Consider the following 23,818-nt stretch of genomic DNA (forward strand, 5'->3'; position numbering starts at 1 on the left):
GGCTACCACTGGCTGGCCAAGGTCAGCGGCATCCGCAACGGCGCGACGGGGCCGTCCCTTTGTCCGCACATTTCATCATGTACCACCTGCTGCACCAGCATGCACGGCACCGGCGGCAGGTTGGCCAGAAGCTCGCGCAGCTCAGTGGTAGAACGCAATCGAATGGCCTGCCCGCGCTCATCGCTCAGGGTGACCGGGCTGGTCCCGGTCATCGTGCGCAGGACATAGAACCCGCCTTCGAGCGACAGCAGCTCAAGTGACTCGACCTCGCCGGCCGATACCCGCTGGGAGAGTGTGTTCAGGTTCATGGTGTGCCCTCCGGCAGACGGCGGAAGAACAGCGTGATCTGGCCGATCTCCACGCCCAGTTTGCTCATGCTCGAGCGGTTGATGAGGGTGTCGTCATCTATCAGGTACATCCAGTCGTCCAGGTCAACCTTCCAGTGCCTTCCATCGACCGGCAGATCGAGCTGGTAACGCCATCTCAGGGCGTTGCCCGCTACTTCTCCACGGGCTTGCCCGATCACATCCCCGGCTGTTCCGCGCCAACGACCAGGGCCGTCCGGCACCAATGTCCAGGTTCGTTGCTGACGTGTGCCGTCGCTGTAGAGAAAGTGCTCGTCTAGGATCAAGCGCTCGCCTTCCCGACGGCTGTCGATACGCACTACAAAGCGCTTGACCACCTCTCCGGAGCGCTTCTGGAACATTCCCCAAGCCTGTACCGGCCGCGAGAAGAAAGCCGCCAGGTCAAGGCGGGGCTGCTCAGCGGCATACCGCTCGACCCCGACGTTGCCACAACTGCCCAGCAGCAGGCAGGCGCTCAGCAATAGCGCTTTGTACATGTTCAGTTTCCTCGGTCGTCATCGGCCAGGCCGAGCAGGCGCTGGCGCAATTGTGGATCCCGGGCTCGCGGATCCAGCCAGATCGCGAAGAACGCCCGGGCGAACGCTGGATCGGCGACCTCACGAGCGAGCCGTCCGTCGACATAGAAGCGGCAGCCCTCCTGTGGCAAGTACACCCCCGTGATGCGCATGCCCGGACGTACATCCACGAAGGCCGCTGCCATGGTGTCGGACCAGGCGCTGATCTGCCGGTCTGTCAAACTGCCGCCTCCCAGGCGCCGCATTTCCTGAAGGCTGGCCTGCACCAGCGTGTCCCGGGATAGAGAGCGGTGATAGGTCAATTCAAGGGCGAAGGGCTGGCTCCAGTCCTGCACCGGTCCGGCGGCCCACAACCGAGCGCTGTACAGGCGCAGACCGAACCAGGTGAATTCCCCCTCGCCGAGCCGCTGCGCGGCTGGCAACGCAGCCCGCCAGTCCGCAGAGACCGACGGCATCGTGCCGAGCAGCAAACAGAGACAGACCATCCGAACCAGGTATGCCATGACGAGCCTGTGTGCGCCATAAATCTATACAAAGGCTAGCTTCTTGTACAACTTAAATCAAACGTTGTATAGATTTTAAAAATCCCGCGGTAGATCCATATGTCCGCTCTGCCCCTTTGCAACAGGTGTCCTTGACCTTCAGAATGCGGCCCTTAGCGCACCGAGAAGGAAGCCTTCATGTTGTACGTAGTCATGCTCGGAGGTCGCCACCCACACGCCAGCATCGAGGTGCACGATGTGGTGTTCGCCCAGGCGCAGACCCTGGAGCAGACCTACCCGCAATTGCGCCAAGGCTGGTTCGGTAGCCGTGAGGGCCTGCATATCGACGGCTGGCTGGAAGTCGATGGCATCGATGCCTACCGCGTCGAGTTCAGCCACATGGCGCCTGGGCCAGACGACCCAAGGCTGTTTTTCATCAACCTCGGCGGCTATGAGCCAGCGGTCTTCGGTGAAGCGCACCGCTACCTTCTGGTCGTCGCTCGGAACAAGCAACAGGCAAGGCAACTGGGCAAGCAGCGCCTGCACGCCCACTGGCTCAAGCCTCACACCGACGCAGTACTCGAGGTGGATGACTGCCTGCCGATCGACTGTGTGGATGGCCGTTACGTGCACCTGGTCGAAGGTGCGCACAGCGGGATCAGTCAATACAGCGACTATCTGCTGCTCTGAAGCCACCTGCCTGACCCTGCCTCTACAAAGCGATACATAAAGACCGATCCCAGACACATCTGAGATAAACACCTCGGACACCATGGCTCCGGACCGCGGTGGCACCCTGCACGCCGCCCCTACGACGGAGTTTGCCATGCACCTTCATGCTCAACCTGCCAGCCTGCATGGCTGGCGTCTGTTCAGTGTGTTGTCTGTTTCGGTTCTGATCATCACGGCATTGGCGCTGATGGCTCAATCGCCTCTGGTGGAGGCGTTGCGCAGTGCGATCCGGGTGACCGCGCGCACATCGTTCCTGTTGTTTCTGGCGACGTTCCTGGCCTCCTCGCTAGCGACCCTGGTGCCCAGTGCCTTCACGCGCGGGCTACTGCGCGAGCGACGGTTTCTCGGATTGGCTTTCGCCTTTTCCCACGCGGTGCATGCGGTGCTGATCATTGTGTACGCCAACTCGTTCCCCGACACCTTCTGGCAGGGTCGCACGGCCGTGACCAACATCCCCGGCTCGGTCGGCTACTTCTTCATCATCTTGCTGACCCTCACCTCGTTTCCTGCGGCCGTCCGGCTGCTCGGCGCGCGTACCTGGAAGGCGCTGCACAGCACCGGTACGTGGGTGATCGCGGGGGTTTTCGTGCTGTCGTTCTACAAACGCATTCCCATGGGGTCCTGGTATCCGCTGGCATTCGCGCTGATTTTCAGTGCCATCGTCTTCAAGCTCACGGCCAAGTTGGCCACACATCTGCGTCGCAGTGCGCGCACCGAGGTCAGGGCCTGATCGTGTCGGCCAAGCCCTGGCCATCGCCGATGGCACGGAGCAGCCGCTTGGCCGACAGCCCTTCACATGGAAACATTCGGTAATATTTATCCAGCCAATCGGATAGCCTGCCAGGGGCGCTCCATAGTGCCTTTGATAAACTCGCCGCTTTTGCTCGCGAGCCCTGCCGCGTCAAAGAAGTCTCAACGCGATAGGATGTTGTACTGTGTCAACCGATCTGAACCTGGTATTCAAAGCTCCTGCAACCACCGGCGCCCAGGCTGTCGCCGACCGCGGCAAGGCACACGGGGCTTCTACCGGTGTGCAACCGGCCTCGTACCGCGCCGATATCGACGGGCTGCGCGCCGTTGCTGTCCTGCTGGTGCTGATTTTCCATGGTGGGCTGGCGCTGTTCCCTTCCGGGTTCATTGGCGTCGATATTTTCTTCGTGATCTCCGGCTACCTCACCACCTCGATCATCCTGGGCGCGCTAAGCCGGGGTGATTTCAACCTTGGACAGTTCTATGTCAAGCGCCTATGGCGCTTGCAGCCAGCGATACTGGCGCTGTTGATCGTCACGCTCGGCGCGGCCAGCGTGTTGTATCTGCCCAAGGACTTCATCGACTTTCTCAAAAGCGAGAAGTACACCAGCCTGCTGCTGTCCAACCAGTACTTCTCCAAAGCCACCGACGGCTATGCGACCGCCGAGGCGGCGACCCTGCCCTTGCTGCATACCTGGTCGTTGGCCATCGAATGGCAGTGGTACATCTTCTTGCCGCTCGGGTTGATGGCGCTGACGCGCTACCTGGCGCCCCATCGATTGAAAGCCGCTGTCGTGATGCTGACCGTCGTCTTCATGGCTGTCGCGCTGTTCATCGCAAAAACCTCCCCGGATAAAAGCTACTACGCGTTCTTGGCGCGCAGCTTCGAGCTGCTGATCGGCTCGTGCGCAGCCGTGTTCGGCAACGACCGCCAACGACTCGGCCGTGTCAGTGCCTGCGCACTGGGCCTGGGCGCCCTTGGCGTGCTCCTGTATGGCGCAACGCAATCCATACCGACCACTGCCTATCCAGGCTACCCCGCCATCGCAATCTGCCTGGCAACGGCGGTACTGATCTCGGGCCAGGTTGGCCGGGTGGGCATCACGTCCAGGCTGCTGTCATGGTCACCGCTGGTATTCATCGGGACGATTTCATATTCGCTGTACCTGTGGCACTGGCCTGTCATCGCCATCGTGGAGTACCTGGGCGTTGAAAAGACGCCAGCCATCCTTGCCGGCTACTTCATCGCCTCGTTTGCCCTGGGCATCGCCTCGTACTACCTCATCGAAAAGCCCCTGCGCCGTACCCGGCTGGGTTTTGGCAAATCGCTGTTCATGCTGCTGGTGGTGCCTGCCATCGCGTTTTCGGCGCTGCACTCGGCGGGCAAGTCCGCCGGCGGCTGGATGGAGCGCTTCGGCAGTGGCCCGACGCACATCCTGCCGCGTCTGAAGGCAAGCGAAATACCCAAGCGTGGACCGTGCCTGGGCGGTGCCAGCGACGGCTCCGACAGCAGTTGTGTGCTGGGGCAAGCCAACGCCAGCACCACCGCATTGCTGATGGGCGATTCCTACTCCAACCATTTCTGGGGCTTCATTGACATTTTGGCCAAGGACGCCAACCTCTCCGTCATGGCCCAGGGCAGCCCAGGGTGCCTGGCCCTGCCGGATGTCTATCTCTACGACTGGTGGAAGTACAAGAACACCCTCTACAAGAAGTGCCATGACGCCGCCGCCGAGTACCACAAGCTGATCGCTCGCAGCCACTATGACTACGTGATCATCGGCCTGACTTGGGAAACCTACGCCAACAGCAGCGCCGTGGTGCTGTCGATCGATGACCAACGTTCCCAGGCCCTGTCGCGCGAACGCATGAAGGCCGCGCTGTTCAAGAGCCTCGACATCATCAAGCGCTCCGGCGCCAGGCCCGTGCTGATCAAGAGCAACATCGTCATGCCCGAAGGCGCCAATGACTGCCTGTACCGCAGCATCAAGCTCAGGGGTACGATCGAGGAGCATCATTGCGCGACGAGCGTCGCGCAACCGGAAGAAAACCCCTGGCTTGCGCAGCTGTTCCGGGACGCCAAGCAGACACACCCGGACTTGCTGGTCATCGACCCCAAGGACGTGCAGTGCGTCGATGGCCAGTGCAAGCTGTCGATCGACGGCCTGCCGATCTATCGGGACATCGGCCACATCACCGATTTCGCTTCCACGGCGATGGGCAAGATGTACTTGCAGGCCAAGGGCAATCCCTTTAACGAATCCAACCCTTGATGCCGGGCGGGCAGCCGCTTCGCCGGACTGCCCCGCCATGAACAGCCAAGCGCTAGAGGCCCAGTTCACTCAAGCCTGGATGGTCGTCCGGGCGTCTCCCCAACGGCCAGTGGTACTTGCGCTCCTGCTCGGTGATGGGCAGGTCATTGATACTGGCATAGCGCCGCTGCATCAGGCCGTTCGGGCCGAACTCCCAGTTTTCGTTGCCATAGGAGCGGAACCAATTGCCTGAATCATCGTGCCATTCATAGGCAAAACGCACGGCGATCCGGTTATCGGCGAATGTCCAGAGTTCCTTGATCAGGCGGTAATCCAACTCCCTGCGCCATTTGCGCTCGAGAAACGCCTGAGCCTGGTCGCGCCCTTCGATGAACTCGCTGCGGTTGCGCCAGTAGGTGTCCTCGGTATAGGCCAGCACCACTTTCGCAGGGTCGCGCGTATTCCAACCGTCCTCGGCGCGTCGGACTTTCTCGATGGCGGTTTCCAGAGTGAAAGGCGGCAAGGGTGGGCGTGATGACTCGCTCATTTGATGACCTCCAGAGGCGTTCAGAGGCCTTAAGCTATAGCTCAAATGGGCGACGCGTGGAGCACCGCCTCACACCTGCCCCTCGCCTACTGCCCACAGCGCAATGGCAGACGCTCATAATTCAGCGCCTTATCGCGCGCGGGCAACGCATAGGATGCCTGACATTGCTGGTCGCCCCAGCGAATCGTCAGCCTGCCCTGCTCTTGCTCGACCAAGGCCAACGCCTTGCCGCTCGGGTCGGAGATCGCCAGTTGCTTGCCCTCGGCATCTTCCAGCGCGGCACCGAACGGAATCTTGCCACCTTGGCTGTCGGACAGCTCGAACTGCACGCGGCGCCCGGTCTTGCCGGCGTAACGCGCCAGCACCACGGCGCCGCGCCGGGGTACCAGTTGCTGGGTGGCATTGTCGATCTCGATATCGGCGCCCAGCTCTCGGGTATCCAAGCTGATCCAGTTGACTCGATAGGGCTGTGCGCTCGGGATCACCGCATAACCATTGTGCCCGGTCTCGACGCCGCTGTAGCTGCTGATCTTGGCACCACGCACACCCGGCACCTCCACCAAGGCAAAGGTTTCGCCCACGGTCTGGCCCAGGTTGATACCCCCAGGGTGAGCCACCACCGACCCGGAGACGTTCAGGCTCTGCGAGTCGTAGCCCTTGCCCTGGCTGTAGCCGACGCTGATATCGGCCATCGAGGTCCGCGTGCTGACGTTGGCCGAGGCCGAACGCCCTCCACCCTCGCTGCTGCCCGCCTGCACCGAATAGAACGTGTCGGCGCTTTCGTTGAAGTAGCCATTGATGCCGGCCTGGGTGCTGTTGCCGTTTTTCTGCGAGCTGGTGGTGACGAATGCCCGCGGTGCCCGTGGGCGGCCACCGAGCGGGAACGACACCGACAGGCTGATCTGATTGTCGGAGCTGCCCGCACCGCCGCTCAAATCCTGGGTACGGCTCCAAGTGAGGTTGTAGCTGGTGTCCCCCCAGTTATTGCCATAGCCGGCCGAAAGACTGCGCGAGCCGCCGCGGTTCCAGTAGCGCTGGTCGCTGGCGTTCAGGTACAGGCTGCCCAGCTTTCGATCCGCCCCCAGGCTCTGGTTGATGGTCAGATCTGTGCGGGTCTTGGAGTGCCCCGAACGCAGCAGCGGCCCGCTGCTGAGGTCTTCGATGTGGTTGCTCAGCGTGCGGTAGCCCTCTGTGGAATAGCGGTAGGCCGCCAGGGTGAAACTGGTGGCCGTGCCGGTGAAGGTCTTGGCATACAGGGCGCGCAGGCTGTTGCCCGTCTTGCGCTCGCCCTGGGCCTGGCTGCTGGAATGAGTGACATCCAGCGACACCGCACCCAGCGAGGTATTGCGACCCACGCCGACGGCCAGCGCCTTGTACTGATCGGTGGCCTGCACCCCGACGATGCCGGTCAGGTTGCTGTCTATGCCATAGGCCAGGTTGGCGCTGAGCATCTGCGGTGTGGCCAGCCCTTCGCTGTTGCTGTTGTAGCGACCGGCCGAGACGCTGTATCGCACCTGCCCTTCACGGACCATGATCGGCAAGCTGGAAAACGCCTGCTGGGTCACCCGGCGGCTGCCGTCGGCCTCGATGACGGTGATCTGCAGGTCGCCGTTGGAGCCGCTGGGGTAGATGTCGCTGATCTCGAACGGGCCAGGCGGTACGTTCGTGGTGTACAGCAGGTAATTGTCCTGGCGGATTTCCACGGTCGCGTTGGTCTGCGCCACGCCTCGGATGATCGGCGCGTAGCCGCGCTCGCTGTCAGCGCGCATGCCGTCGTCGGACTCAAGTTTCAGGCCCCTGTAGCGCACGCTGTCGAACAACTGTGCATCGGAGAAGATGTCCCCGGCGCTGAATTGCCCCTTCAGGGCCGTGACATCGTGCTGCAGGTAGCTGCGGTTGCTCTTGAAGGTATCCGGGCGACCGGTGCCGCTGCTGAAGTTGGACTCGTTGCGCAGCCGCCAGCCACCCAGGTTGATGCCATTGCGCAGGCCCAGGTTGGTGTTGTAGCGGGTGTCGGCGTCGCCTGCGTTGCGGCTGGTGCTCATCTGGTAGTTGATGAAAGCCGCTGGCACGCCGTTGTCCCACAACTGCGGATCGACGTAGCCGCGCAGGCCGCGCTGCATGGCGACCTGCGGGACGCTGGTATCCAGGCGCAAGCGGCTGGCATCGAAGCTCACGGAGGCCTGGTCGATCAGCGCAGGCAGGTCCTGGCAGGTCTGGTTGTTGTCCAGGCTCAGCTTGCCCTGGGCCTGCAGCTTGTCCAGGTCGATCCCCAGTTGCCTGAGCAACGCGAGGGTCAGGCACGGCTCCACACGGCCACTGGCCGGGTGACGTTGAAAGTCGATATCCCGTCGCCCGACCAGGACCTGGTTGCTGTACAGATCGACCCGGTAGTTGCCAGGCAGCACACGGGTGCCGGCGAGCAGCAGTTGCAGGTCTACCGACGAAGCCGCGCCCTGCAGGAAAGTGGTATTGAAGGCGAGCAACTGCGGGTCGGCAACTTGCTCGGAAGCGGCATCGGCGTGCACGCAGGCGCTGTGGATGGCCAGAGACAAGGCGGCGAGCTTGAGCGGCGCGGGCGCACGGAAGCGTCCCCGGTTGTCGAACAGCAGAAACATGCGTGGAAACCTTTTTCATCCATGGCAAACACCGGGCACGGCGAAACCGCGCGTGCGTCGGCATGCGCCCAAGGTGCTTGAGGGTGTTACGAAGAAGCGGCGGGCTCGACGGCCTTGGCCTTGCTGGCTCCGCTCGGCATCAACGCCGCGCGATATTCGCTTTGCGCGCCGTAGTCATTGATGCTGCGAAAGGACAGACTCGCCGGTGCGCCGGCCGCAACCTTGGCCAAGGCAAAGGTTCGGGTCTGCCCAGGCGCGATCATCGCCGAATCAGCCGCTAGCGTTCGCTGACCGTTGACCGTGACCGTGATGTCGGCCATCGACACGTGGTACAGGCTTGGATTGCTCACCGACAGGGCCGTGGAGGCGCCCTCATGTGTCAATCGCCAGTCCAGTTCGGTCGGCGCCTGCAACGCATCGCCCGGCAGCCCGGCCGGTCGGAAGAACACCTTGATGCGCTGACGCACGGCCAGTTGCAGCGTGTTGGCCTGTTCGCTGGCTTGCGGAATTTCCTGGACATTGAGCCACACGACCGACTCGCGGTCCTGGGGCAGGCCTGTCCCTTCATACAGGATGCGCAGCAATTGCTGCTGCTTGGCCACGACCCTGGCCAAGGGTGGTGTCACCGCGAACGGGACCGTGCGGTTCAGGCCGTCGTCGCTATCGATCCACGACTGGATCAACACATCCTGGCCACCATTGCGCACGGTCACGTTGGCTTCCTTGTGGGCACCATCGAACACCACGCGCGTGGCGCTCAACGAGATACCGGCCACCGCCGGCGCCGCCAGGAACATGCCCAGCAGGCCCAGGCAGGCAGAGAGTCTGGGAGTCAACATCGCTATCACCCCTTTTGTCTAAGCGGACGGCGAGACCTCGAGGTCTCGCACGTACAGAACCCTGGGTGACGACTTATTCGTACTGCAGGATGAATGGCAGGGTGGCATCACCCCGGCCGGCGGTCGCAGTGCCGGCAGCACCCGTGGTCACGTAGGCGGCGGAGAAGCTCAGGGTGGCGTCGCCGCCAGCGGCGCCGGCGCCGTGCATGCCGCTCTGGATGGTGGCGGTGGTCTTGCTGCTGAGGTCGATCTTCGCCCCGGTGCTGTCGAGCAAGGCGATACCGACGTTCTTGGCTGCGCCACTGCCTGGGGTCAGTGCCAGCACGCCCTTGCCGGTGACGATGCCGGAACCGCCGAGGATGGTCGGGTCGAAGACCATGGACACCTTGGTGCCTTGGTTGCAGTTGACGTTGAGGTTGAACTCCTTGCCGGTAACGCGACCCGAGGCCGGGGCCTCAGCGGTGCCCATGTCCTTGATCGAAATGTTGCCCATGTCCACGGAAATCACGCGATCGGCATTGGCGCCGTCGACCGAGCAGGCGTCGTTGTTGATGACGCCGCTGAAACTGATCTTACCGCTGCCACCTTTTACAGGTGCCGGCGGCTCTTCTGCGAAGGCGCCCATGGAGGTGACGAGCGCCGAGAGTGCGAAGGCGGCGAGGGAATACTTTTTCATATCGATGTCCTAGTTGAAATGTGCTGCAGAAGACTGCCAGACCACATTAATAAACCCGGACACCTATCCCTATAAGACGATCCTGATAAGCCCCGCCGAGGGTCAATTGAACAGACGCCGCTCCAGGCAATAAGCCAATAGTGCCTGGTCATTATCGACTTCAAGTTTGCGCATGGCCGAGACTTTTTGCGCACTGATCGTCTTAGGACTGCGGCTGAGGCTAAGGGCTATATCACCCACGGTTTTACCGGCCACGAACAAGCGCAGCACTTCGCGCTCTTTGAGCGACAGTTTTTCCAGGCGCTGGTCGGTATCCAGGCCAGAGTCGACCACCGACGCTTTGGGCGCCTGAGGGCTCAAGTACGGGCGTTTGCCGCGAATTGCCTTGAGCGCGCGCTCGATTTCAGTGTGCAGGTGATTTTTCTGGATCACGCCCACCACCCCCAATTCGTGCAGGCGTTCGAGAATCATCGAATTGGAAATCATCGTCAGTATCAACACTTGGACAGTGGGATAGTGCCGTTTGAGGTAGTCGATCAACTTCAAGCCGTCGCCATAAGGCGAGTCATCCGGCATGTTGTAATCGGTGATGACCAGATCGACCGGCTGCTGTTGCAATAACGCGATCAATGCGCTGGAACTTATCGCTTCTCCGACCACGCAAAAATGCGGGTCGCGCTCGACCAACTCCCGTACGCCAAACAGCACGATGGGATGATCGTCGGCAATGATGACCTTGAGTTTTTCCATATGACCTCAGGCGGGGTGAATGAACAGTTTGGGTAATGTTACTTGAGCGCGTCGATCATTGCCGCCAGTCGCTGTATTACCCGTCGCACTTGTTCGCGCATGGACTCATCGAATACCTGGTCGACCAGCTGGACTTCAAGCACAGTGCAGTACTGCGCCAGGCTGGCCGACTGCACCGCGCCCAGCGCGCCGGCGATGCTGTGCAATTGCCGACCCAGGGCTTGTGCATCGTCCTGCTCCAGAGCCGCCTGCAGTGTCTGGATGTCCTGGGTCATGGTCTGGATGAACAGGGTACGCATGGCCGGTGAAAGCTTCGGTGGCGCGTCTTCGTCTTGTGCCAGCGTGGTGGCGGCTGGCTGCGGCGACGGCTCCTGCGTATCACCCTGCCAGTTCGGCCGGCACAACTTGAGCAGTTGGTTGCGCAAGGTCTGCAAGCTCAGCGGCTTGACGATCCAGGCACTCATCCCCACCTCCAGGCAACGCGCTCCTTCCTCACGCATCGCGTTGGCGGTGACGCCGATGATTGGCAGCACAAGGTCCTGCTCACGCAATGCGGTGGCCAGCTCATAGCCATTGATGATCGGCATGTTCACATCGGTCAGCACCAGGTCGAACACGTCGGGCTGCCAAAGCTGCAGGGCTTGTTCGCCATTGCGCGCCACCACCACGCTGCAGCCCAGCGCCTCGAGCTGCTCTTTGAGGATCGCTTGGTTGATGGGATTGTCCTCGGCCACCAGGATGTGCAGGCGCAGATCGTTGGCGGTGCCCGCCAGACGATGTTCGGCAGGCTCCTCATGGCCCTGGCTGATCCGAACTACCGCCCGGGCGATGGCCTGCACATCGTGCATGCTCAAGTCCCAATCGCCGCGCCCTTCTTGCGCCGAGTCCGTACCATGGCAACAAATGCGCGGCCCCGGCCAGGCGGGCGCCGTGTCATCGGGCAACACATCGACCAGCACCGCTCGGGACTGGGCTGCGGCGGGCGTCGAGGACGCCAGATGCGCCGGCAGCCCAAGGCGGTTGAGCCAGTCGCAGTAGTGTTGGGCCAGCTCAGGGATAGGCGCCCGAACGAGCACCGGCAGTGCAGACGGCTCTCCCTCAGCAGGCACAGGCAAGGCATCCGCCACCACCGGCAAGGTAAGGCGCAGCATGAAACTGCTGCCCAGGCCAGGCTCGCTGACCACCTTCATCTGCCCGCCCATCATCTCGCTCAGCCACCCACAAATCGGCAGGCCCAGCCCTGCGCCGCCCTCGTTGGAGGCTTCGTGCACTTGGTAGAACAGCTCGAACAGCCTGGCCTGCTGCGACTCGGACAAGCCGATGCCGGTATCGGCGACCTGCCATTCGAGGTGCACCTGGCCATCGGCGCAACTGAGCACTCGCGTGCGCAGCACCACCCGGCCACTGTCAGTGAACTTGATGGCATTGCTCAGCAGATTGTTGAGGATCTGCCGGATCCGGATCGGGTCGCCGACCAGCCGCAGTGGCAGCCTGGCATCGGTGCAGCCATAGAGCAGCAACCCCTTGCGCTCGGCGAAGGCTGCGTAGGTGCGCAGGGTATCCTCGATCATATCCAGCGGGCAGAACGCCAAGGGCTCCAGGGCCATCTGCCCGGATTCGATCTTCGAGACATCCAGTACATCGCTGATCAGCTGGAACAGCGTGGCCGAGGAGCGCTGGATGGTCTGCAGGTAGGCCTGCTGACGAGGCGCCAGCGGTGTCAAGCCGAGCAGCTCCAGGGTGCCCAGCACACCATACAGCGGCGTGCGGATCTCATGGCTCATGGTTGCCAGGAACAGCGTCTTCGCCTCGTTGGCTGCAGCGGCCATGCGCCGGGCATCTTCCAGCGCCCGCGCATCCTCGACATGACGGGTCACATCATTGAAGGCATAAAGCCGCACATCCTGCCCCTGGTAGCGGGTGGCCACGAAACCGACCTGCAGGTGGCGCCCCTCGATCTCGAGTTCATGCTCTCCCGCCCCACCACTGTCCTGGCAATGATCCAGGGTCGCCACCAGCGCAGCAGTACCCTGCCACTGCTTGGCACGCTGGTTTTCCAGCAGCACCTGGTGGTCGGCCCGGCGTACCACGCACAGCCCGGTGGGGGCCGTGTCGATGACCACGCGGCTGAACGCCTCGCTTTCAGCGATGGCCGCATGGGCCCGGTTCGCCGGCAGAATCACCTGGCGCCGGTACCAGCGGCTCGCAGCCCAACCCAGGCCGATCAGGCAGGCCAGCCCCAACCCAAGGCTCAGCAAAGACCCCAGCGCGTAGCGGAAAAAGCTCTTGAAGCCGATGGTGTAGATCGCCATCCACGCAGGCCCGTCGTGGTTGACCAGCTTGAACACCAGGCCATCGGGCTTGAGGTTGAAACCCTCATGCAAGGTCACCTCCGGACGCAGGATGCCTGAGAGCACTTGTCCCGACGGAGTGACCAAGGTGAAGCGGTCATACACCGACCAGTCCATGGTCCGCTGAAAATCATTGGCATGGGTTAGATCGAGCATTACCGCAGCCGTGGCTTGGGGGCCGGAACCCTTGACGCGCAACTGCTCGGGGAGCAAACCAAGATTGGCATAGGCCAGTATGCGTGCGTCCAGATGCCTGTTACCGGAGTTGCCATAGGGGCGCCACTTGATCTCGGAGCCCTCGCTCTGTGGTGCCTGGGCGCGCACGATGTCAAGCATCTGGCCGATTGGGCCCTGTGCGCCTGCAGCGGTACTGTGCTCTCCGCTCGCAGGCACCGCCACGTCGAAGTTGTTCTGCCGGTTGAACATGAAAGCCTGGGGCGACTGGAAGTGCGAGTTGGCCCAGAAGGCGCTGTAGTACGCGCTCAGGTGTGCAGCGAGGATGGCGATCTGGGCGGCTTTGTCGGGGGCCTCGGCATCGCTGGCGAGCCTGACACTGAACGGCATCGAGAACGAATTCTCCTGACCACGAAACATGCCATTGCCATACCCTTGACGTGGCTCGATCTCTGGCGCCAGGGCAACATCGCGGGGCATCAACTCGCCGCGCAGGATACGCTGGCGCAGCGAGGTCAGGAACAGCTCCTGCTCCTGAATGTTCTGCATCAGCCGGGTGAAGTGAAAACGCACCGTATCGTGGTGCTCCTCGATCAGCCGCTGGAACGACCAGTAGGTGGTGCTGACCAGCAGCACCGCCACGCCGAGCAGCACCATCATGCCTTTGCTCAGGCGCGACGAGCTGCGAGCGAGGTTTTCCAGAAGCGCGTTGGAGTGTTTCATCAAAGGGTCCGTGGTCCTGCGGGTGCGAATACGGTGGGAGTCTACCTCCGTAGCAAAGCACAAGCCTTGCGCCAAGTCTGATTAATGGCACATAGCCGGGCCATCGGCCTTCAGCAAGTGCAGAAACTGGTCCAACGACACCGCGTGGGAAATCAAAAAGCCCTGCACATGGCTGCACTCCAGGCGGCGCAGCAAGGCCAACTCCTCTGGTTTTTCCACCCCCTCGGCCACCACGTTCAGGCCCAGTCGGCGGCCCAAGGCGACAATGCTGGCCAGTGCCGAGGCCAGATTGTCGTTCTCGTGACAGCCCTGCACCAACGCGCGATCGATCTTGAGTTCGGTGAACGGCGTGGAGACCAGATTCATGTACGAGCTGTAGCCCTTGCCGAAATCGTCCTGTGAAAGGCCGAAGCCTTTGATGCGCAAACGGCAGGCGCCTGCGTAGTAGTTGCTGACTTCGTCGGGGACGGAGCATTCCATGAGCTCGAAGCAGATCTTGGCGGGGATGCCGCCGTGGTGCAGCACGAACTCCAGTAGGCGATCTGCCAGGTCGTGGCTGTTGAGCAGGTGAGTCGGCAGGTTGATCGACACCGGAATGTCATAACCCCGCGTGCGCCATCGGGCCTGGGCATCCATGCTCTGCTTGAGCATCGACCACAACAGGCGCTCCTCCAGGTCGAAGGCCCGCAGCGCCGGCAGGAATGCCCCCGGCAACAGCACGCCGTGCTCGGGATGGATCCAGCGCACCAGGGCCTCGGCGGCGACGATACGGCCATTTTGCAAGGACTTCTTGGGCTGGAACCAGGCCTGGAACGCCCGGTTATTGAGGGCTTCGAGCAGGGTCTGGCGGTCATAGTCGACTGCCTGCGGCGCGACATGGACAGGCGTGCGACGCTGCTCGCGCAAGTGCTCGACCACCCCGCGCAACGCCTCGGGGGTCACGGGCTTGGACAGCAACCCCACCACGTCCACCCCCAGGTGCTTGGCCGCAAGACTCGCCGCCATCAGCATCCGCCGTGACGCCGCGCTCATGATTGCAAGCCCCGTCCTGCCTGGCAGCGCGGCCAGGTGCTGGATGAACTGCACACCGTCCATGCCTGGCATCAGCAGATCGGTGAGGATCAGGTCGTAGTCTCGCTGCTGCAAGCGCAGCAAGGCTTCGGCGCCATCCCGCGCGGTGTCCACGCGCAGCTCGCCCAGTTCGTTGAACAGGTGCTGCAGGTACATGCACTGGAACGGGTGGTCCTCGACGATGAGGATTTCAAAGGCTCTCATGGGCGTTTCCTTGGTAGGCGGCCAGACAGTGGTGCAGCGTTTGCAACGTGAAGGGCTTGACCAGGCAGTGATTCATCCCGGCGGCCAGGCACAGCTCTTCTTCGCCGCGCAGGGCATTGGCCGTGGCGCCGATGATCGGCACGGTGCAGCCTTGCCGCCGCAAGGTCCTGGCCAGTTCGTAACCATTGACCCGAGGCATGTTGACGTCGCTCAGCACCACATCGAATGCCCCCTGGTCCCAGCAGCGCAGGGCCTGCTCGCCATCGCCGGCCAGTACCACCGTGCAACCGAGCTCTTCGAGCTGATCGCGCAGGATCAACTGATTGATGATGTTGTCTTCGGCCACCAGGACGCTCAGCCCAAGGACCCGGATGCGCGGCCCTGCGCTATGCGTTTGGTCGTCCACCCTCCACACCCCCTGGGCCTGGCAGATGGCCTGGTGTAGCGCGGCCAGGTGGCTGAGGTTGACGTGCCAGCAGTCGCCATCCTGGCGTGGCTCGCTGCAGCCATCGGCACTGGCCAGCACCCGCCGCCCGGGCCATTGCGGCAACAACGGGGCGTCCAGCTTGCCGGGATGCGCTTCGAGCAACACCCCGCCAGCGCTCATCGACGCCGGCTGCCCCACCTGGGCCCGCGCACCCCAGCGGCGCAACCACCCTGCCAGGCTCTCGGCCAGCTCGCGCAGCGGCGACACCACATGGATGCGCTCGGCCAGCAGGTTGCAGGGCAAGGCCGCCTCGGCGCTGCGCAGCGATTCCTCCAGCGGCAACAGCAAGGTGAAACTGGTGCCCAGGCCCAGTTCGCTGACCATGCGCATCTGGCCGTTCATCAATTGCGTCAGACGCTGGCAGATCGGCAAGCCCAGGCCAGTACCAGCCACCACATGGACATTGCCTGCAGTCTGGTAGAACGGGTCGAAGATCAACGGGTGATCTTCCTCGGCAATACCACGCCCGGTATCGGCGACCTGCCACAGCAGGCAGGAGCGCTCCGCCTCCCGGTGCGACAACCGCACACGCAGCACGACACGGCCATAATCGGTGAACTTCACGGCATTGCTCAGCAGGTTGTTGAGGATCTGCCGGATACGCGCCCTGTCCCCCAGCAACCGCAGCGGCAACTGCGGGTCCAGGCAGGCGTAGAGTTCCAGGCCCTTGCCCAGGGCTGCGGCGCTGTAGCCTTGAATGACCTCTTGCACCAGTTCCAGCGGGGAGAACTCGCTGACCTCCAGGGCCAACTGACCGGCTTCGATCTTCGATACATCCAGCACATCGCAAATCAGCTGCAACAAGGTGGCCGACGAGCCTTCGAGCGCTTGCAGGTAGTCCCGCTGCTGGGCATCCAGGCGTGTGCGCGACAAGAGCTCCAGCGTACCCAGTACGCCATACAACGGCGTGCGGATCTCATGGCTCATGGTGGCCAGAAACAGCGTCTTGGCTTCGTTGGCCGCATCCGCCGACTGCCGCGCGGCCTCCAACGCTGCCTCCACTTGCTTGCTGGCGGTGACATCATTGAACACGCAGAGCAACACGTCCTCCCCTTTGTAGCGGGTGGGCACGCTGCTCAAGTGCAGGTGGCGGCCACCGGAGGTCTCGAACGTCTCGTCATGGGGCGCCTCGGGGGCGTCGAACGCCTGACGGATCCAGTCCGGGCAGAGGGTCTCACGGTCCAGCCCCTTGCCCAGCCACTGCTGGGCCAACGGGTTTTCCAGCACCCTTTGGCCGTCGCTGCGGCGTAGCACGCACAAGGCTACCGGCGCGGCCTGGATCACGTCGCGGCTGAACGCCTCGCTTTCGATCAGCGCCTGGATTCGGTGGATGGCCGGGGTGATCAGACGCTGATCGAAGCGGCGCATCAACAGCAGGATCAGCACGATGCTCAGCAGGCAGAACAGCAACGTGCCGAGCAATTGCTTCCACAGGCCCTGCAACACGTCGACCAGATCGATCGAGTACACCAGTTGCCAGTCCGAGGACATCAGGTTCTTGCGGATGACCAGGTGATCCGGCAGCAGGCCGTCGCCGACGAAACCGAAGAAGTTGTCGCCCCGGCGCTCCAGCAACGAACGACTCAAGCGCGCGCCAGGCATGTTGCTGAACACCAGCATTTCATCGGCGTTGAGCATCATGAATTCGCCGGCACTTTGGTCGCTCAGCGCCGCGGAAACGGCCCGGCTGTCCATCTCCAGGCCCAGCCAGCCGGAATCGACGTCCTCCTCGTCCAGGCGCTTGAAGATGTACAGGTGCGCCGCCTGCTGATCGTGATCGGTAAGCCAGAGTTCCTGAAGCGGCGGCCCATCGAGGTCACGCAGCGTGCGCAACTGTTCGAGGATGCGACGGGGCAACGCCGACAGCCCGGTGGACGGGCCGAACAAACGCACACCCGAATCGTCAAGGCCGCTGCCCACATACAGAAGGCTCACCTGCTGGGCCTTGAGGTAGTCGCACATGCGCCGGGTCAGCCAGATGCTCCACTGCTTCGCCGCCCCATCGCCCACCTGCAGGTGGATTTCCTCGAACGACGGCAGGTAGACCAGCGGCTCGGCCTGCCAGCCCTTGCGTACGGCCGACAGGCTAAGGCTTTCCAGCAAGGCCTCGCGGGTGGTGAAGAAGGTGTGCGCCTCGGCGATCGCGCTACTCATGTAGCCACGGCGCTGGGAAATGTCGTTGTTGAAGGTGAACAGCAGGAAGTTGTAGGCACCGCTGAGGATGCCAACCGACAGCACCATCGCGAACACCCGAAGCAGTCGGCGGACGGCTTCGGGGCTCGAAAGCAAAGGGCTGATCTGCAACAGGTAGCTTTTTAATCTCATCCGCCGAATCTAAGATCCGAGCTGGCGAATGGACATCAGACGATCCTTAGATCCTCCCGTGACGTTACAGGTAGCTCATGATGAACGTGACCTCGGTGTTGGCGGTGCCCGGTCTGAGGGATTCGGTGGCCAGCCGGTAGTAGCTGGCTTTCAGGGGGATGAGGAAGTTGCCGCCATTGGTGTCGTAGCCACTGAAGGTACGGGGTGTATTCAAAGGCACAGGCACGCCGTTTGCGTCCTTGATCTGCAGGCCGATGCCCACGGCGGTCGAGTTCGGGTTCAGCCCGACGATACCTTTGGCGGCGTCGATCACCGGCGTGATCGCCTGCAGTTGGTAATTGACCTTGGCGATCCCCTTGGGACAGTTGTTCAGTTTTAGATTGAAGGGCACTTCGCGTGTGGTGGAACCAGCGCCGCCGAAGTCGTCCAGCTTGTAGTCATCGCCCATGGCCACACTCACATCCGGGGTCTCGCAGGAGGCGGCTACGACATTGATAGCTCGGGTAAGCGAAAGTCCTGCGATTTGTTGGGAGCCGTATTGGATGGTGCCCAGGTCGCCCGTAGCGACGACCGCGCTCGGCGCCAAGGGGCCGCTTTTGACAATCTCCATGATCAGGTTGCCATCTAGCTTGTAGCTGCCTGCCTTGAGTACATACAGCGAAGCGAGATAGTCCGGACCATCGCCCAGCTCCGCATTGATCCGAAAGGAAAGCCCTGACACGCCAGTCGGAAACACCGCCACCTTCGACCCGGGTGGCGCACCTCGCCCGGAGGCCAAGTTGAACCCCCAAAGCTCATCGGTAGTGCACTTGAAATTGCTATAGGGCAGGACCTTGGTTTCGCTGTAGAGCACCGTCCCATCCGGCGCGTCCCGCGGAACCGTGATATTCGTGGGGCCTGAATAGGCAATAGAACGCTTTGGGTCTCCGGAACAGGCAGCATGGGCCGTCTCCACCACGCCGAACAGGATCGCCACGATACCGAGGACACCAACGGCGAGTTTGCCGAGGGGTAAATTGCCATGATTCATGCTGACTGTACGCTCCCGTGGGCCTGTCGCTCCTCTTTGACAGCCCGTTGGCTTGAGGACGCTACGATCAAAGCCTCAAGGCTAAAGGCCAGCCAGTGGTAGCCCCATCAGACGAATCCTAATGCGCTTAGCTTGCGCAATTCGACAGAACGACTACCCCAGGGTTAACCCTTCGACGGGATAGGAAAGCATTCGGTACGCGCCTACATTCGCCCTACCCCTTTGCAGCGCGATAACAAGGATTACAAATGCAGCTCGTACGTCCCCCAGCCCTCGGCCGTCGCCTGGCCACGCTCGGCCTGGCCGGGCTCCTCAGCCTCGATGCCGTCGCCGCCGGTGCACCCACCGTGCATTTCTACAACTGGTCCGACTTCCTGGCACCGGAAACGCCCAAGGCCTTCGAGCAGGCCACCGGCACGACCTTGGTGCAGGATGCCTTCGACAACGCCGAAGTCATGGAAAGCAAGCTGATGGCCGGCCATAGCGGGTATGACGTGGTGATGGTGCCCGACGACCTGCTGCCCAACTTCATCAAGGCCGGCGTGCTCGCGCCGCTGGACCCCGCCCAGTTGGGCAACCGCTCGCACCTGGACGAGCAGTTGATGCGCAAGCTCGCCACCAACGACCCGGGCAATCGCTACGCGGTGCCTTACATGTGGGGCACCACCGGTATCGGCTACGACAAGGCCAAGGTGACCCAACTGCTGGGCAAGGATGCGCCAGTGGATTCCTGGGACTTGGTGCTGCGCAAGGAGAACATCGAAAAGCTAAGCGCCTGTGGCGTGGCCATGCTCGATGCGCCGGTGGAGATCCTGCCGATCGCCCTGCACTACCTGGGCCTGCCCGCCAACAGCCGCAACCCGGACGACTACCGCAAGGCCGAGGAACTGCTGCAGGGCATCCGCCCCTATGTGCGCTATTTCGATTCGTCGAAGTTCACCACGGATCTGGCCAATGGCGACATCTGCGTGGTGGTAGGCTGGGGCGGCTCGGTGTACAGCGCCAAGCAGGCGGCCGAGCGGGCCAACAATGGCGTGCAGGTGACCTACAGCATCCCCCGCGAGGGCGCGCCCATGTGGATCAACAACATGGTGGTGCTCAAGGACGCTCCGCACCCCGAGCAGGGGCATGCCTTCATCAACTACATGATGCGTCCGGAGGTGGTGGCCAAGTCATCCGACTACGTGGGCTACCCCAACGGCAACAAGGACGCACTGCCCCTGGTCGATCCACGGCTGTTGAAAGACCCGGCGGTCTATCCACCGGCTGAGGTAATGGGCACGTTGTTCACCCTGGAGACGTTGCCGCTCAAATACGAGCGGATGCGCACACGGACCTGGAGCAAGATCAAGAACGGGACCTGATGCGAATCCGCAGGGCAACGCCGTCCCTGTAAGAGCGGCTTGAGCCGCGCCCCGGTGAAAGGGCCGCAGCGCGGCCCCGAGGGCTCAGATACCGTCGCGCGCCAGATCCATCGCGAAGTAGGTCAGGATCAGGTCCGCACCAGCACGCTTGATCGAGCCGATGCTCTCACGCACCACGCGGGCTTCGTCGATGGCACCGGCCAAGGCACCGAACTTGATCATCGCGTACTCGCCGCTGACCTGATACGCCGCCAACGGCAAGCGCGAGGCGGCGCGGATGTCGGCAATGACATCCAGGTAGGCACCGGCCGGCTTGACCATCAGCACATCCGCCCCTTCCTGCTCGTCGAGCAGCGACTCGCGTACGGCCTCGCGGCGATTCATCGGGTTCATCTGGTAGCTCTTGCGGTCACCCTTGAGTGCGGTGCCGCCGGCCTCGCGGAACGGGCCGTAGAGCGAGGAAGCGAACTTGGTCGAGTAGGCCATGATCGCGGTGTCATGGAAGCCTGCGCCGTCCAGGGCGCTGCGGATCGCCTGGACCTGGCCGTCCATCGCCGCCGACGGGGCGATGAAGTCGGCACCGGCCGCCGCGGCCACCACCGCCTGCTTGCCCAAGTTGGCCAGGGTGGCATCGTTGTCCACGCCGTGATCGTGCAGCACGCCGCAATGGCCGTGGCTGGTGTATTCGCAGAAGCAGGTGTCGGACATCACCACCATTTCCGGCACCGTGTCCTTGCAGATGCGCGCCATGCGCGCCACCAGGCCGTTTTCGTTCCAGGTGTCGCTGCCTGTGGCATCCAGGTGATGCGAAACGCCGAAGGTCATCACCGACTTGATGCCGGCACGGGCATAACGCTCGATTTCACGGGCGAGCATCTTCTCAGGAATGCGGTTGACCCCCGGCATGCTGGTGATCGGGACGAAATCATCGATACCCTCTTCGACGAAGATCGGCAGGATCAAATCGTCAAGGCGAAATTCGGTCTCCTGGAACAGCGTACGCAGGGATTCGTTCTGCCGCAGGCGACGAGGGCGGACAGTGGGGAAGTTCGACATTGGAGCTCCAGACAGTTTTGCTTGCTGCCACCTTAAGTCGTAGGGCCGCCACTGAAAAGTCTTGACGCAAAGAATATCTGTTGCGCGCCAGGCAACAAACCGGGGCAGACGGCCTGCGCCGCCCTCCCCGGCGTCCGCTCAGCGACAATCGGTCGCAATCATTTGGCCAGCGGGTACAGCGCCTCGTCGAATTGCGAAAGCTTGGGGAACTCAAGCGGCAGGTCGTCCGACAGGTGCTCCAGGCGCTGCTGGTAGTCGCGCAAAAAGCCCTTGCGTGCTTCATCGCTGATGTAAGGCACGTGCCAGGCCACGAACGGCGGCAGCACCTCCAGCCCCACGTACGCCAAGGTGCCGCGCAGGATCGGCCGGAGCATGTCTTCCAGCGGCCCATGAATCGCCCCTTCGCCGAACATGTGCTCGCGCCCGCCGAGGGTCACGGTGACCAGCGCTTTCTTGCCCACCAGCCCGCCTTGGTCATAGAAACGCTTGCCGCCGTAGCACACGCCGGACACCAGCACCCGGTCGATCCAGCCCTTGAGCATGGCCGGCGCGGAGAACCAGAAGATCGGGAAGTTGAGCACCAGCAGGTCCGCCCACAGCAACTTGTCCAGCTCGGCCTGGATATCCGGGGCGATGGAACCGCTCTTGACGCCCAGGCGCTGCTCCAAGGCATAGACCAGGTAGTCGGGGTTTTCGCGTTTGCCGAAGTCCTCGGCGCTGGCCACCGGGTTCCAGCCCATCGCGTACAGGTCGCTGACCTGCACCTGATGCCCCTGGGCCTTGAAGGTTTCCACCGCCTGGTCACGCAGGGCGGCGGTGAAGGATTGCGGCTCGGGATGAGCGTGGACGATCAGTACATTCATGAAGGTTGTCCTTGCACAGGTTGCAGGTTGGAGTCTCCGGCGCGGCGGGCCAGCAGGCGGTCGAGCCAGTCAGGGTCCATTTCCGGTTCGGAGGAGAACAGCAGCCCGGTGTAGTCGCGGTACGGCGGCGAGAAGATGGCCTCGCGGCTGCCGTGATCGACCACTCGGCCGCGTTGCATCACCATCACTTCGTCGGCAATGGCGCGTACCGTGGCCACGTCGTGGGTGATGAACAAGTAGGAAACGCCCAGTTGCCGCTGGATGCGATCAAGCAGCTTGAGCACGCCCTCGGCCACCAGTTGATCGAGGGCCGAGGTGACTTCGTCGCAGATGATCAGCTCAGGCTCGGCCGCGAGGGCCCGGGCGATACAGATGCGCTGCTTCTGCCCGCCGGATAACTCGCGGGGCTGGCGGTCCATGTACTTGGCCGGGTCCAGCTCGATCATCTCCAGCAGTTCGGCCACGCGCTGGCGCAAGGCCTTGCCCTTGAGGCCCAGGTAAAAGGTCAGCGGACGGCCGATGATGTCGACGATGCGCTGGCGGGGGTTCAAGGCGGTGTCGGGGATCTGGTAGATCATCTGGATCCGCCTCAACTGCTCCTTGCTGCGCTGGCGATAGTCCGCTGGCAGCGCCTGGCCGTCGTACAGCACTTGCCCGCTGCTGGCCGGCAACAGGCCGGTGATCAGCCGCGCGGTGGTGCTCTTGCCGCTACCGGACTCGCCGATCACCGCCAGGGTCTGGCCCCGATGCAGCGTGAGCGACACCTCATGCAGCACCGGCTGGGCGCCATAGCTGGCGTTGGCCTTGCGCACCTCCAGCAAGGGCTGGGCCTGGGGCGGACGCGCTTTGGGCTGGGTGTGGAAACTGCGCACCGCCCACAGCGAGCGGGTGTAGTCCTGGGTGGGGGTTTGCAGCATGGTGCGGGTCTGGGCCTCTTCCACCAGGCTGCCGTGACGCAACACCATGATGCGATCGGCGATCTGGGCCACCAGCGCCAGGTCATGACTGATGTACAGCGCGGCGCTGCCATAGGTGCGCACGGCATCGCGAATGGCCGTCAGCACTTCGATCTGGGTGGTGACATCAAGGGCCGTGGTGGGCTCGTCGAACACGATCAGGTCCGGATGACAGGCCATGGCCATGGCGGTCATCACTCGCTGCAGTTGACCACCGGAGACCTGGTGCGGGTAGCGTTGACCGATGCGCTCAGGGTCCGGCAGGCGCAGCACCCGGTACAGCTCCACCGCTTCGGCCTCAGCCTTGGCCCGGTCGATGCCGCCGTTCTTCACCGCCGTCTCGATGTGTTGGTCGATCAAACGATGGGCCGGGTTGAACGATGCTGCCGCGCTCTGCGCCACATAGGCGATGCGCAAGCCGCGCAGACGACGCAAGGTCTCGGGCGCTGCGCCCACCAGCTCTTGGCCATCGAAACGCACCGAGCCGCCGCTGATGCGACAGCCGTCGCGCACGTAGCCCATGGCCGCCAGGCCTAAGGTCGATTTGCCCGCCCCCGATTCGCCGATCAGCCCCAGCACCTCGCCTCGCGCCAGGGTCAGGTCGATGCCCTTGATCAGCGGGTGCCAGGCATCGTCGTGGTGGCCGTCGATGCGCAGATTACGGATTTCCAACAATGATTGGCTCATG

The 23,818-nt window shown here is 62.8% G+C and carries 19 protein-coding genes; 4 read left to right on the top strand and 15 right to left on the bottom strand.

Annotated features, from left to right (window positions below; all coding sequences use genetic code 11):
• Nucleotides 1-2: 2 nt before the first annotated feature.
• The 3 genes from HMPREF3173_RS13105 to HMPREF3173_RS13115 are packed head-to-tail and all read right to left on the bottom strand — an operon-like array spanning nt 3 to nt 1,383.
• Nucleotides 3-308, bottom strand: coding sequence for a DUF6482 family protein (locus tag HMPREF3173_RS13105; RefSeq protein ID WP_070573673.1), 306 nt, complete (start codon nt 306-308; stop codon nt 3-5).
• Nucleotides 305-841, bottom strand: a complete 537-nt coding sequence (locus tag HMPREF3173_RS13110) for a DUF3833 domain-containing protein (protein WP_070573675.1) — start codon at nt 839-841, stop codon at nt 305-307. Before HMPREF3173_RS13110 ends, HMPREF3173_RS13105 begins: the two co-directional genes overlap by 4 nt.
• A 2-nt stretch (nt 842-843) precedes the next feature.
• Nucleotides 844-1,383 carry a chalcone isomerase family protein gene (locus tag HMPREF3173_RS13115; protein ID WP_070573677.1) on the bottom strand — a complete coding sequence of 180 codons (540 nt, stop codon included), beginning with the start codon at nt 1,381-1,383 and terminating at the stop codon, nt 844-846.
• A gap of 177 nt (nt 1,384-1,560) precedes the next feature.
• Here HMPREF3173_RS13115 and HMPREF3173_RS13120 point away from each other — a divergent pair, with 177 nt between their 5' ends.
• The 3 genes from HMPREF3173_RS13120 (at nt 1,561) to HMPREF3173_RS13130 (ending at nt 5,117) form a co-directional block, all read left to right on the top strand.
• Nucleotides 1,561-2,052, top strand: a complete 492-nt coding sequence (locus HMPREF3173_RS13120; protein ID WP_070573679.1) for a DUF1543 domain-containing protein — start codon at nt 1,561-1,563, stop codon at nt 2,050-2,052.
• Nucleotides 2,053-2,188: 136 nt separating this feature from the next.
• Entirely contained in the window at nt 2,189-2,824 is a 636-nt protein-coding gene (locus HMPREF3173_RS13125; protein WP_070573681.1) for a ferric reductase-like transmembrane domain-containing protein, read from the top strand.
• Nucleotides 2,825-3,029: 205 nt separating this feature from the next.
• Nucleotides 3,030-5,117, top strand: a complete 2,088-nt coding sequence (locus HMPREF3173_RS13130; protein WP_168166388.1) for an acyltransferase family protein — start codon at nt 3,030-3,032, stop codon at nt 5,115-5,117.
• A gap of 52 nt (nt 5,118-5,169) precedes the next feature.
• Here HMPREF3173_RS13130 and HMPREF3173_RS13135 read toward each other — a convergent pair whose 3' ends face one another.
• The 9 genes from HMPREF3173_RS13135 to HMPREF3173_RS25010 all read right to left on the bottom strand — a co-directional run bounded on the left by HMPREF3173_RS13135 (nt 5,170) and on the right by HMPREF3173_RS25010 (nt 18,891).
• On the bottom strand, nt 5,170-5,643 hold the full coding sequence (locus HMPREF3173_RS13135) for a nuclear transport factor 2 family protein (protein ID WP_043213943.1): 474 nt from the start codon (nt 5,641-5,643) through the stop codon (nt 5,170-5,172).
• 86 nt (nt 5,644-5,729) lie between these two features.
• Nucleotides 5,730-8,261, bottom strand: coding sequence for a fimbria/pilus outer membrane usher protein (locus HMPREF3173_RS13140; protein ID WP_083300033.1), 2,532 nt, complete (start codon nt 8,259-8,261; stop codon nt 5,730-5,732).
• Nucleotides 8,262-8,347: 86 nt separating this feature from the next.
• Nucleotides 8,348-9,100: a fimbrial biogenesis chaperone gene (locus HMPREF3173_RS13145; RefSeq protein WP_070573683.1), complete on the bottom strand. Its 753-nt coding sequence runs from the start codon at nt 9,098-9,100 to the stop codon at nt 8,348-8,350.
• 73 nt (nt 9,101-9,173) lie between these two features.
• A complete protein-coding gene (locus HMPREF3173_RS13150) occupies nt 9,174-9,776 on the bottom strand; it encodes a fimbrial protein (RefSeq protein WP_070573686.1) in 603 nt (200 codons plus the stop codon).
• A 102-nt stretch (nt 9,777-9,878) separates the two neighbouring features.
• Nucleotides 9,879-10,526: a response regulator gene (locus tag HMPREF3173_RS13155; RefSeq protein WP_070573688.1), complete on the bottom strand. Its 648-nt coding sequence runs from the start codon at nt 10,524-10,526 to the stop codon at nt 9,879-9,881.
• Nucleotides 10,527-10,564: 38 nt separating this feature from the next.
• On the bottom strand, nt 10,565-13,774 hold the full coding sequence (locus HMPREF3173_RS13160; RefSeq protein WP_070573690.1) for a hybrid sensor histidine kinase/response regulator: 3,210 nt from the start codon (nt 13,772-13,774) through the stop codon (nt 10,565-10,567).
• Nucleotides 13,775-13,855: 81 nt separating this feature from the next.
• A complete protein-coding gene (locus HMPREF3173_RS13165; RefSeq protein ID WP_070573692.1) occupies nt 13,856-15,049 on the bottom strand; it encodes a response regulator cyclic di-GMP phosphodiesterase PvrR in 1,194 nt (397 codons plus the stop codon).
• Nucleotides 15,036-17,861, bottom strand: a complete 2,826-nt coding sequence (locus tag HMPREF3173_RS13170; RefSeq protein WP_070573694.1) for an ATP-binding protein — start codon at nt 17,859-17,861, stop codon at nt 15,036-15,038. The genes HMPREF3173_RS13165 and HMPREF3173_RS13170 overlap by 14 nt, the downstream gene beginning before the upstream one ends.
• A 64-nt stretch (nt 17,862-17,925) precedes the next feature.
• Nucleotides 17,926-18,891: a fimbrial protein gene (locus HMPREF3173_RS25010; RefSeq protein ID WP_083300035.1), complete on the bottom strand. Its 966-nt coding sequence runs from the start codon at nt 18,889-18,891 to the stop codon at nt 17,926-17,928.
• Between the two features lie 248 nt (nt 18,892-19,139).
• Here HMPREF3173_RS25010 and HMPREF3173_RS13180 point away from each other — a divergent pair, with 248 nt between their 5' ends.
• The gene (locus HMPREF3173_RS13180; RefSeq protein ID WP_070573697.1) at nt 19,140-20,255 is read left to right on the top strand and encodes a polyamine ABC transporter substrate-binding protein; all 1,116 of its coding nucleotides are present in this window, start codon (nt 19,140-19,142) and stop codon (nt 20,253-20,255) included.
• Between the two features lie 84 nt (nt 20,256-20,339).
• Here the strand turns inward: HMPREF3173_RS13180 and hemB are convergent, their stop codons facing one another.
• The 3 genes from hemB to HMPREF3173_RS13195 all read right to left on the bottom strand — a co-directional run bounded on the left by hemB (nt 20,340) and on the right by HMPREF3173_RS13195 (nt 23,817).
• The gene (hemB, locus tag HMPREF3173_RS13185) at nt 20,340-21,311 is read right to left on the bottom strand and encodes a porphobilinogen synthase (RefSeq protein ID WP_043213955.1); all 972 of its coding nucleotides are present in this window, start codon (nt 21,309-21,311) and stop codon (nt 20,340-20,342) included.
• A gap of 158 nt (nt 21,312-21,469) precedes the next feature.
• A complete protein-coding gene (locus tag HMPREF3173_RS13190) occupies nt 21,470-22,174 on the bottom strand; it encodes an NAD(P)H-dependent oxidoreductase (protein WP_043213957.1) in 705 nt (234 codons plus the stop codon).
• A complete protein-coding gene (locus tag HMPREF3173_RS13195; RefSeq protein WP_070573699.1) occupies nt 22,171-23,817 on the bottom strand; it encodes an ABC transporter ATP-binding protein in 1,647 nt (548 codons plus the stop codon). The genes HMPREF3173_RS13190 and HMPREF3173_RS13195 overlap by 4 nt, the downstream gene beginning before the upstream one ends.
• Nucleotide 23,818 lies beyond the last annotated feature (1 nt).

The organism is Pseudomonas sp. HMSC08G10 (genome assembly GCF_001808425.1).
GTDB lineage: Bacteria > Pseudomonadota > Gammaproteobacteria > Pseudomonadales > Pseudomonadaceae > Aquipseudomonas > Aquipseudomonas guariconensis.

Bases quoted from the DNA above. Each gene is read 5' to 3' on its own strand.
- HMPREF3173_RS25010 (WP_083300035.1), bottom strand. From the start codon at position 18,891: ATGAATCATGGCAATTTACCCCTCGGCAAACTCGCCGTTGGTGTCCTC.
- HMPREF3173_RS13110 (WP_070573675.1), bottom strand. From the start codon at position 841: ATGTACAAAGCGCTATTGCTGAGCGCCTGCCTGCTGCTGGGCAGTTGT.
- HMPREF3173_RS13180 (WP_070573697.1), top strand. From the start codon at position 19,140: ATGCAGCTCGTACGTCCCCCAGCCCTCGGCCGTCGCCTGGCCACGCTC.
- HMPREF3173_RS13155 (WP_070573688.1), bottom strand. From the start codon at position 10,526: ATGGAAAAACTCAAGGTCATCATTGCCGACGATCATCCCATCGTGCTG.
- HMPREF3173_RS13105 (WP_070573673.1), bottom strand. From the start codon at position 308: ATGAACCTGAACACACTCTCCCAGCGGGTATCGGCCGGCGAGGTCGAG.
- HMPREF3173_RS13115 (WP_070573677.1), bottom strand. From the start codon at position 1,383: ATGGCATACCTGGTTCGGATGGTCTGTCTCTGTTTGCTGCTCGGCACG.
- HMPREF3173_RS13125 (WP_070573681.1), top strand. From the start codon at position 2,189: ATGCACCTTCATGCTCAACCTGCCAGCCTGCATGGCTGGCGTCTGTTC.
- HMPREF3173_RS13190 (WP_043213957.1), bottom strand. From the start codon at position 22,174: ATGAATGTACTGATCGTCCACGCTCATCCCGAGCCGCAATCCTTCACC.
- HMPREF3173_RS13150 (WP_070573686.1), bottom strand. From the start codon at position 9,776: ATGAAAAAGTATTCCCTCGCCGCCTTCGCACTCTCGGCGCTCGTCACC.
- HMPREF3173_RS13165 (WP_070573692.1), bottom strand. From the start codon at position 15,049: ATGAGAGCCTTTGAAATCCTCATCGTCGAGGACCACCCGTTCCAGTGC.
- HMPREF3173_RS13120 (WP_070573679.1), top strand. From the start codon at position 1,561: ATGTTGTACGTAGTCATGCTCGGAGGTCGCCACCCACACGCCAGCATC.
- HMPREF3173_RS13140 (WP_083300033.1), bottom strand. From the start codon at position 8,261: ATGTTTCTGCTGTTCGACAACCGGGGACGCTTCCGTGCGCCCGCGCCG.
- hemB (WP_043213955.1), bottom strand. From the start codon at position 21,311: ATGTCGAACTTCCCCACTGTCCGCCCTCGTCGCCTGCGGCAGAACGAA.
- HMPREF3173_RS13195 (WP_070573699.1), bottom strand. From the start codon at position 23,817: ATGAGCCAATCATTGTTGGAAATCCGTAATCTGCGCATCGACGGCCAC.
- HMPREF3173_RS13145 (WP_070573683.1), bottom strand. From the start codon at position 9,100: ATGTTGACTCCCAGACTCTCTGCCTGCCTGGGCCTGCTGGGCATGTTC.
- HMPREF3173_RS13160 (WP_070573690.1), bottom strand. From the start codon at position 13,774: ATGAAACACTCCAACGCGCTTCTGGAAAACCTCGCTCGCAGCTCGTCG.
- HMPREF3173_RS13170 (WP_070573694.1), bottom strand. From the start codon at position 17,861: ATGAGATTAAAAAGCTACCTGTTGCAGATCAGCCCTTTGCTTTCGAGC.
- HMPREF3173_RS13135 (WP_043213943.1), bottom strand. From the start codon at position 5,643: ATGAGCGAGTCATCACGCCCACCCTTGCCGCCTTTCACTCTGGAAACC.